Origin of the sequence: Ferrovibrio terrae (assembly GCF_943371255.1) — a bacterium.
Lineage (GTDB): Bacteria > Pseudomonadota > Alphaproteobacteria > Ferrovibrionales > Ferrovibrionaceae > Ferrovibrio > Ferrovibrio terrae_B.
The window spans coordinates 1-8,430 of the sequence record NZ_CALRUC010000153.1; the positions used below are offsets into that span (position 1 = coordinate 1).

Below are 8,430 nucleotides of genomic sequence, written 5' to 3' on the forward strand. Positions count from 1 at the left end.
TTCCAGCCGCGCCGGTTCAGTTCACCGCGCAGCCGTTCGAACACCCAGCCGCCGACAAAAGCGCCATGCAGCAGCAGGATGTCGCCCTTGTTCATGCTGCCTCAGGTGCGGACGCGGTCGGCGAATTCGGCGACGATCAGTTCGTAGATCGGCCGCTTGAACGGCACGATCATGTCGGGCAGCTGGCGGAATGGCAGCCAGCGCCACTGGTTGAATTCCGGATGCGTAGTCTGCAGGTTGATGTCGCTGTCGCGGCCCTTGAAGCGGGCGAGATACCATTTCTGGCGCTGGCCGCGGTAGCGGCCCTTCCACACCTTGTCGACCAGATCAGGCGGCAGGTCGTAAGCCAGCCAGTCGCGGCTTTCGGCGATCACCTCGGCCAGATGCGCCGGCACGCCGATCTCTTCTTCCATCTCGCGCAGGGCGGCCTGCAGCGGGTCTTCACCGGGGTCGATGCCGCCCTGTGGCATCTGCCAGGCTTCGGCGGTCTGGTCGATACGCTGGCCGACAAACACCATGTCGTCGGCATTCAGCAGTGCGATGCCAACGCCGTCGCGATAGGGCCGTGCATCCGTACTCATGGAACACTCACTCAAAAAAAGATTTCATTCCGGGGTCTGTCGATTGGCGATGGCGGATACCGGTGCCAGCGCGATGCCTTTGGCTTCGAGGCCGCGACTCCAGGCCAGCAGCCGATCCAGCGTGATCGGATAGGGCAAGGCGCCCCCGATGGCAACACCGCTGGCGCGCGCCGTGCGTTCCAGCTCTTCCAGGCGGGCATCGATCAGCGGGCCGGTCGGTGCCGCATCGATCTGGCGGTTGACGACGGCATAGACGCCACCGGCCTCGCGCACGATGCGCGCGGCGACGCTGCGCGGCGCGGTGCGCGCATCGACAAACAGCAGGCCGCGTTCCTTCAGCTTGCCGGCGATCACGCGCATATGTTCGGGCGAGGAGGTGTATTTGCCGCCCATCAGGTTGCTGAAGCCGATATAGCCGGGCGCACGCGCCAAAATCCAGTCGAGCCTGCGCACATTCTCCTGCTCGCTTAAAGACGTCAGCAGCGTATAGGGGCCGGGATCGCTGGCCGGATAATCGAAGGGTTCCATCGGCAGGCCGAGCAGCACTTCATGACCGGCGGTGCGGGCTGCCTCCACCTGTGCCGACAGGTCGGGCGCGTAAGGATTGAAGGCGAAGGTGATGGCCGGTGGCAGGCGTTCGGCCGCCAGCGCGGTGAGCTGCGCATTCAGGCCCATGTCATGCAGCACGATGGCCAGCCGCGGCCGCGTCGGCGGCTCGTCGAAGGGCCGCGCATAGGCGCTCCAGGGCTGCCGGCCATCGCTGCCGATCTTCGGCACCAGGCCGCGCGGCGTGGGTTCGGCCAGCATCGGATCGGGCGCCACCAGCAGGCCGCTGGCCAGCCGGCCAACCGCAGGCGGCGGCGCGGCGGCATTGGTCTTCTGGTCCGGCGCCAGGCGCGCTTCGGGCGGCAGCACCAGCTTGCCGACGCCGATCACCACTTCCGAACCGGGCAGGAAGGGCAGCTTCTCGCCGGTGGTGACCAGCCAGCCGCCGCCGCCGGCCAGCACGAACAGCACCACAGTCCAGGCGGCCATCAGCAGGCGGCGATTGACCGTGCGCAGGTCGCCGCGCAGGAAAGGCGGCCACAGGATCAGGCCGATGATACGGAAAAAGGTGGTGATGCGATGCTTCATGCCGCGCCGGCGCGGCGGCTCGGGCGGCGGTGCGTCGTCTTCGCCGGTGATGGTCTGGATCAGGTCGGCATCGTCATCGGCGGCCAGCATGCCTTCGCCGCCGCCCATATCGCCGCCGCCATTCATCTCGCCGGCGGCAGGCTTTTTCTTTTTGCCGCCGAACAGTCGCTTGAGCAGACCCTGTTTGGGCTCTGCGTCCATCGCCCGGTCATCCGGATCGGCGTGAAGTTTGGCGGCCATTGCGGTGGTTCAGCCTTCTGCTGATCCGTCGCACAATCGAATCATGTCCTGGCGGATCATTTCCGGGCAGTCGGCTTGGGCGGTGCGCGCAGCACCTCCATCGCCGCCTGCAGCACCAGATCGGGACCGTCCTGGCCGGGTGTCGGCACCTTCTGCGGCGGCGTCACCGTCGACGGCTCGGCCTGCTTCTCGGGCTTGTTTTCCTCGGTCTCGCGCGTGCCGGTCATCTGGCGGCGCTCTTTCAGTGCCGCGGCGATCTGGCGGTCGCGCTCGTTCCAGGCTTCCACATCGGCCGAGATGCCGACCTTGTCGATCGAGCGGCCCGACGGCGTGAAATAGCCCGCCGTGGTCAGCTTCATGCCGCCGAATTCGCCCAGCGGGATCATGGTCTGCACCAGGCCCTTGCCGAAGGTGGTGTTGCCCACCAGCACGGCGCGATGATGATCCTGCAGCGCGCCGGCGACGATTTCCGACGCCGAGGCCGAACCGCCATTGATCAGCACGGCCATCGGCTTGCCATCGGCGACATCGCCGCGCTTGGCGTTGTAGCGCTGGCCGTCATCGGTGCTGGGACGCAGCGCGCGGGTCGACACGATCTCGCCCTGGTTCAGGAAGCTGTCCGACACCGAGATGGCCTGATCCAGCAGGCCGCCCGGATTGTCGCGCAGGTCGATGATATAGCCCTTCAGGTCGTTGCCCATCTCGCCCTTCAGCTTGTCGATGGCGGCAACCATGTCCTGGGTGGTGTGTTCGTTGAACGACGAGATGCGCAGGTAGGCAAACTCGCCCTCGCGGCGGGCACGCACCACGCGGGTCTTGATCACCGCGCGGGTGATCTTGATATCGAAGGTCTTGGCCGCATCGACGGCGCCGCGCCGCACGGTCAGCACGATGTTGGTGTTCGGCGCGCCGCGCATCTTCTCGATCGATTCATTCAGCGACTTGCCCATCACCGGATCGCCGTCCAGATGGGTGATCAGGTCGCCCGGCAGCACGCCGGCCTTCTGCGCCGGCGTCTCGTCGATCGGCGACACCACCTTGATCAGGCCGTTCTCCTGGGTCACTTCGATGCCCAGACCGCCGAACTCGCCGCGCGTCTGCACGCGGGCTTCCTGGAAGCTGCGCGGCGGCATGTAGATCGAGTAGGGATCGAGCGAGGACAGCATGCCGTTGATGGCGGCCTCCATCAGCTCGTCGTCCTTGGTCTCTTTGTAGTAATCGTTGCGCACGCGTTCGAAGATTTCGCCGAACAGGTTGAGCTGCCGATAGGTTTCATTGGCCTGCAGGCCGCCGACCTTGCTGGGAGCGGCGAACAGCGCCACCGACCCCATCAACGCGAAAGCACAGACACCGCCGAGGAGGAAATTGCGCATCAGCCGCTCACCTTTCTGTCGCCCGAGGCCAGCCAGGGTAACGGATTGACCGTTTCACCTTTGCGCCTCAGTTCGAGATATAGGACGGGTTTTTCGCCTGGGGAGTTGGTCAACAGGCCGACCGGTTCGCCGGCAAGCACCCATTGACCGACAGAGCGGTCGATCCGTCCAAATCCCGCCAATAAGCTATGGTATCCGCCGCCATGGGCGATAATCAAGAGTTGCCCGTAGCCACGGAAGGGTCCGGCGAACATCACTTTGCCGTCAGCGGGCGCGATCACCTGCCCGCCGGGCCGGGTTTCGATGCGGATTCCGCGTAACGGCACGCCGTTTTCATCGGCCTGGCCGAAGCGCCCGGTGATGCGGCCGCGCGCCGGCAGGGCGGCAGAGCCCTCCAGGGCGGCATAGGCCTCCGGCGGATCGGGGGTTGTGCTGCCCCTGGGGGCGGACTGGCCCTGCTGCTGGCGACGGGCGGCTTCGGCCATCCGGCGTTCGGCCTCGCGGCGTTCCTGTTCCAGCAGGCGCTCGACCAGGGCGCGCAGATCCTTGGCCTGGGCGGCCAGCTGGCCGCTGGTTTCGCGGGCGGAATCGCGCTCTTCCGCCGTTTGTGCGGCGGCGGCATGGGTTTCGGCCTGCAGGAATTCCAGGTCGCGGCGCTCATGATCCAGCTGGGCGATGGCCTTGCCGAGCCGTTCCTGCTCAGCGGCCACGCCCTGGCGCAGCTTGGCCAGCCGGGTCAGTTCGTTGCGCAAACTTGTTGCGCGGTTCTCGATCTCGGGCACCAGGGCGGCCATCAGCTGGCTGGCCCGGACCATGTCCAGCGCCGAGCCGGGTGCCAACACCATGGCCTCGGGCGGCTGGCGGCTCAAATGCGCCAGGCTGGCCAGCGTCTGTGCCAGCTCGCCGCGCCGGGCCTCCAGGGCCTCGCGGGCAGCGCCTTCATCGGCCAGCAGGCCGGCCAGCTTGTCTTCGCTCTGGGAGACCAGGTCTTCCTGCGCCTGCAGCTTTCTGGCGGCGGCGACCAGCTTGCGCTGCAGGTCGCGCTGCTTCTGCGCCAGCTTGGCGGCTTCCTGGGTCAGTTCGCGCTCGCGCTCGCGGCTTTCCTGCAGGCGCTTCTGCACATCCTGCAGCTGCTGTTGCGGCGCCTGCGCAAAACCGCCCGCCGGCGCCAGCAGCGCCAGACAGACGAGCGGTAGGATCAGCTTACGCAAGGCGGCGGGCAGCCGTCTGGGTCTTGCCGGCAACGGCCAGGATATTGCCGGTCATCTCTGCGGGCTGCGGCAGCCCAAGGAAATGCAGCAGGGTCGGCGCGATGTCGCAGAGCCGGCCGTCATTCAGGCCGTAAGCATCCGTGCGCGGGCCGACCAGCAGCAGCGGCACCGGGTTGGTGGTGTGCTGGGTATGGGCCTGGCCGCTGGCGCGATCCAGCATTTCTTCCAGGTTGCCGTGGTCGGCGGTGATCAGCATCACGCCATCCATCTCGGTCACGGCCTTTTCCAGTTTGCCGATGCAGGCGTCGATCGTTTCGGCCGCCTTGATCGCCGCCGGCATCGAGCCGGTATGGCCCACCATGTCCGGATTGGCGTAGTTGACGATGACCAGATCGTATTGGCCGGAGGTGATCGCCGCGGTCAGCTTGTCGGTCAGTTCCGGCGCCGACATTTCCGGCTGCAGGTCATAGGTCTTCACTTTTGGCGACGGCACCAGGATGCGGTCCTCGCCAGCGAAGGGCTGCTCCTCGCCGCCATTCATGAAGAAGGTGACATGGGCGTATTTCTCGGTCTCGGCGATGCGCAGCTGCGTTTTTCCTGCATTCGCCAGCACTTCGCCCAGCACATTGGGATAGCGCACCGGCGCATAGGCCGTGGCAAGGAATGGGTTCAGCGCGGCGGAATATTCGGTCAGGCCTACAGCGCCGGCGAATGTCACCATGCGGGCGCGGTTGAAACCGTCGAAATGCGGATCGAGCAGGGCGGTCAGGATCTCGCGCGCACGGTCGGCACGGAAATTCGCCATCAGTAGGCCATCGCCATCCTGCATGCCGGTGAAGCCGGCTATCGCGGTCGGCGCGATGAACTCGTCGCTTTCATCGGCGGCATAGCCCTGTTCGACGGCGGCTTCGGCAGTCGCGGCAGTCCTGCCCTTCGCCTCAACCAGGGCATCGTAAGCCTGGCTCACGCGCTCCCAGCGCTTGTCGCGATCCATGGCAAAGAAACGCCCCGACACGGTGGCGAATGACACACCCTTCGCATCGCCGATCTGCTGGCGGAAGACTTTGAGGAAATTCAGTGCGCTTTTCGGCGCCGTGTCGCGGCCATCGGCAAACATGTGGATCTGCACCGCGATGCCGGCAGCAGAAAAGATCTTCGCCACGGCGGCCATGTGATCCTGATGCGAATGCACGCCGCCATCCGACAGTAGGCCGAGCAGATGCAGCGCGCCGCCGCTCTGTTTCAGCTTGCCGATCAGGCCGGTGATCGCCGGGTTGTGCTGCAGCGTGCCATCGGCCACCGCGTTGTCGATGCGGCCCAGATCGGGCACGGCGATGCGCCCGGCGCCGATATTCATATGGCCGACTTCGGAATTGCCCATCTGACCGTCGGGCAGGCCGACATCGCGGCCCGAGGTGCCGACGCGGGCAAACGGGCGGGTTTCCAGCAGGCGGCGGTAATTGGGCAGCCGCGCCTGGGCCAGCGCGTTGTCGGCCGGATCGTCGCGCAGGCCCCAGCCGTCCAGGATGCAGAGGACAACAGGTTTGCGGGAATTCTCAATCTTGGTCATGGCTGTCGGTAAAGGCTTGGGTTTCTAGGGTTTCTACATAGCGCAGCGCGGGCCAAAGGTCACGCCGGGCTTTCCTCTCACAGTAACCGGAAAGGTCGATCAATCCCTGTGATAAGGGTGGCCCGTCTGCAGGCTCCAGGCCCGGTAGAGCTGCTCCAGCAGCATCACCCTGGCCAGCAAATGCGGCCAGGTCATGGCGGACAGCGACAGCGTCAGCCGGGCTTTTGCCACCAGGGCCGGGTCCAGCCCGTCGGCGCCGCCGATCAGGAAGGCGATCTCGGCCTCGCCATGGTCGCGCCACTGGGCCAGCAGGTCGGCGAAATGGCGACTGGTCAGGCTCTTGCCGCGCTCGTCCAGCGCCACGATCACGGCGCCCTTGGGCAGGGCGGCCAGCAGCAGGGCGGCCTCGCGCGCCTTGCGCTCGGCCACGCTGCCGCCCTGCTTGCGGTCTTCCACCTCGCGGATGGTGACCGGCCAGGGCAGCCGCTCGCGATAGCTTTCCAGCAGGCTCTGGGCCGCATCATGCTTGGCGCGGCCGGCCTTGCCGATGCAGGCGACCGTGATCTTCATCGCGTGAGAGCTTTATGCCGCAGCAGGTTCCGGAATGGCCGCGCCGCCCCACATCTTTTCCAGATTGTAGAAGCTGCGCACCTCCGGCCGGAAGATATGCACGACGATGTCGCCGGTATCGATCAGCACCCAGTCGCCCACGGCCTTGCCTTCGGCGCGCACCTTGCGGCCGGTCTCCCTGGAAATCCGCTCGACCAGATGTTCAGCGATGGCGCTGACCTGGCGCGAGGAGCGGCCCGATGCGATCACCAGATAGTCGGCAATCGAAGACTTGCCGGCCAGTTCGATCGAGACGATCTCCTCGGCCTTGTCGTCATCCAGCGACTTGAGGATCATCTGGTGCAGCTTGAGCACCGCGGCAGGCACCGTGATTTTCTTCGGCGCAGTCTTCGCCGTGGTCTTCTCGGCGGGCTTCTCGCTGGTCTTTTTCGCGGATTTCGGCTTGCCGGCCTTGGATTTGTTCGCCGCCTTGGCGGCGGCCTTGGTCACGGCGGTCGTCACCGTCTTGGGCGCGGTGACCTTCTTCGGTCCGGTACTCTTGTTCGCTGCAGTCTTGTTCTTTGCCGCGGCGGCCGGCTTCCTGGCGGCGGCGGTCTTGGACTTCGATGTCGCCTTCGGCTTTGAGCCGGTGGCGGCAGTCGCGCGTTTGCGCGTCGTGGATGTTGCGATGGCTCTGTCCTCCTGCGCAATCCCCGGCTTTTGGCCGGTTCCCGGCCTCGATCCGGCCCAGAACTGAAGTGGGGGCCGAATCGGCTTCAGTCTACCCCGACTCGGGTTATCCGACAATGAAAGTCCGATGACGACCTGCGGTTGCCGCCCTACAGGAACCAGATCCAGGTGATCAGGGCAAACGGCAGCAGCAGAAGCGGGAAGCTCCACAGCATATAGCCGAAAAAGCTCGGCATGCGGACGCCCGACTGCTCTGCAATCGCCTTGACCATGAAATTCGGCGCATTGCCGATATAGGTGAGCGCGCCCATGTAGACCGCGCCCATCGAGATCGCTAGCAGCGTACTGGCCATCGGCCCCATCAGGGCCTGTGCATCGCCGCCGGCCATGTGGAAGAACACCAGATAGGTCGGCGCATTGTCGAGGAAGGCCGACAGCATGCCGGTGAGCCAGAAATACATCTCGTCGCGCGGCGCGCCGTCGGGCCCGGTGGCGAGCGCGATCAGGCCATGCAGCTGGCCATCGGCACCGGCGCGCAGGATGGCGATCACCGGCACGATGGTGAGGAAGATGCCGGCAAACAGCTTGGCCACTTCCAGGATCGGTTCCCAGTTGAAGCCGTTGCCGTCGCGGGTTGCTTTGCTGGTGATCAGCAGCGACAGGCCGGCCAGTCCCAGCAGGATGACATCGCGGGCCAGATTCTGCGGCTTCACCTCGACGCCGCCGACCGACAGGCTCCAGTCCGGCATCCAGGTGCCCGACAGCAGCACAGCGCCGATCACGCCGGCGAGCAGGACGATGTTGGCGCCGCCCTCGACACCGATGGTGGTGTCGGGTGTCGGATCGCGGGTGATGCCTTCCTTGATGTAGTAGTGGCGGTCGATCAGGTAAAACAACGCCAGCAGGATCACACCGAGCAGCAGCGTGGGCGCGAACATCGCCTCCATAGTCCAGAAGAAGCGCACGCCGTTGAGGAAGCCCAGGAACAGCGGCGGATCGCCCAGCGGCGTCAGCGCGCCACCGACATTGGCAACCAGAAAAATGAAGAACACGATGACATGGACGTTGTGTTTGCGGTTGTC

The 8,430-nt window shown here is 65.6% G+C and carries 9 protein-coding genes; 1 reads left to right on the top strand and 8 read right to left on the bottom strand.

Features of this window, described 5'->3' with window-relative positions; genetic code table 11:
- Positions 1 to 101: 101 nt before the first annotated feature.
- The 7 genes from AAG799_RS21145 to rsfS form a co-directional block, all read right to left on the bottom strand.
- On the bottom strand, positions 102 to 581 hold the full coding sequence (locus AAG799_RS21145) for an RNA pyrophosphohydrolase (RefSeq protein WP_341898966.1): 480 nt from the start codon (positions 579 to 581) through the stop codon (positions 102 to 104).
- A 24-nt stretch (positions 582 to 605) separates the two neighbouring features.
- Positions 606 to 1,955, bottom strand: a complete 1,350-nt coding sequence (locus tag AAG799_RS21150; protein WP_341898967.1) for a divergent polysaccharide deacetylase family protein — start codon at positions 1,953 to 1,955, stop codon at positions 606 to 608.
- Between the two features lie 56 nt (positions 1,956 to 2,011).
- Entirely contained in the window at positions 2,012 to 3,328 is a 1,317-nt protein-coding gene (locus AAG799_RS21155; RefSeq protein ID WP_341898968.1) for a S41 family peptidase, read from the bottom strand.
- The gene (locus tag AAG799_RS21160; protein WP_341898969.1) at positions 3,328 to 4,539 is read right to left on the bottom strand and encodes a peptidoglycan DD-metalloendopeptidase family protein; all 1,212 of its coding nucleotides are present in this window, start codon (positions 4,537 to 4,539) and stop codon (positions 3,328 to 3,330) included. The genes AAG799_RS21155 and AAG799_RS21160 overlap by 1 nt, the downstream gene beginning before the upstream one ends.
- On the bottom strand, positions 4,532 to 6,109 hold the full coding sequence (gpmI, locus tag AAG799_RS21165; RefSeq protein WP_341898971.1) for a 2,3-bisphosphoglycerate-independent phosphoglycerate mutase: 1,578 nt from the start codon (positions 6,107 to 6,109) through the stop codon (positions 4,532 to 4,534). Before gpmI ends, AAG799_RS21160 begins: the two co-directional genes overlap by 8 nt.
- Positions 6,110 to 6,208: 99 nt before the next feature.
- A complete protein-coding gene (locus tag AAG799_RS21170; RefSeq protein WP_341898973.1) occupies positions 6,209 to 6,679 on the bottom strand; it encodes a 23S rRNA (pseudouridine(1915)-N(3))-methyltransferase RlmH in 471 nt (156 codons plus the stop codon).
- A gap of 12 nt (positions 6,680 to 6,691) precedes the next feature.
- The gene (gene rsfS / locus AAG799_RS21175) at positions 6,692 to 7,045 is read right to left on the bottom strand and encodes a ribosome silencing factor (protein WP_341898974.1); all 354 of its coding nucleotides are present in this window, start codon (positions 7,043 to 7,045) and stop codon (positions 6,692 to 6,694) included.
- Position 7,046: 1 nt separating this feature from the next.
- Between rsfS and AAG799_RS21180 the strand changes: the two genes are divergently transcribed.
- Positions 7,047 to 7,415: a hypothetical protein gene (locus AAG799_RS21180; protein ID WP_341898976.1), complete on the top strand. Its 369-nt coding sequence runs from the start codon at positions 7,047 to 7,049 to the stop codon at positions 7,413 to 7,415.
- An 82-nt stretch (positions 7,416 to 7,497) separates the two neighbouring features.
- Here the strand turns inward: AAG799_RS21180 and AAG799_RS21185 are convergent.
- On the bottom strand, positions 7,498 to 8,430 hold a 933-nt coding region (locus AAG799_RS21185; RefSeq protein ID WP_341898977.1), incomplete at its 5' end, for a sodium:proton antiporter.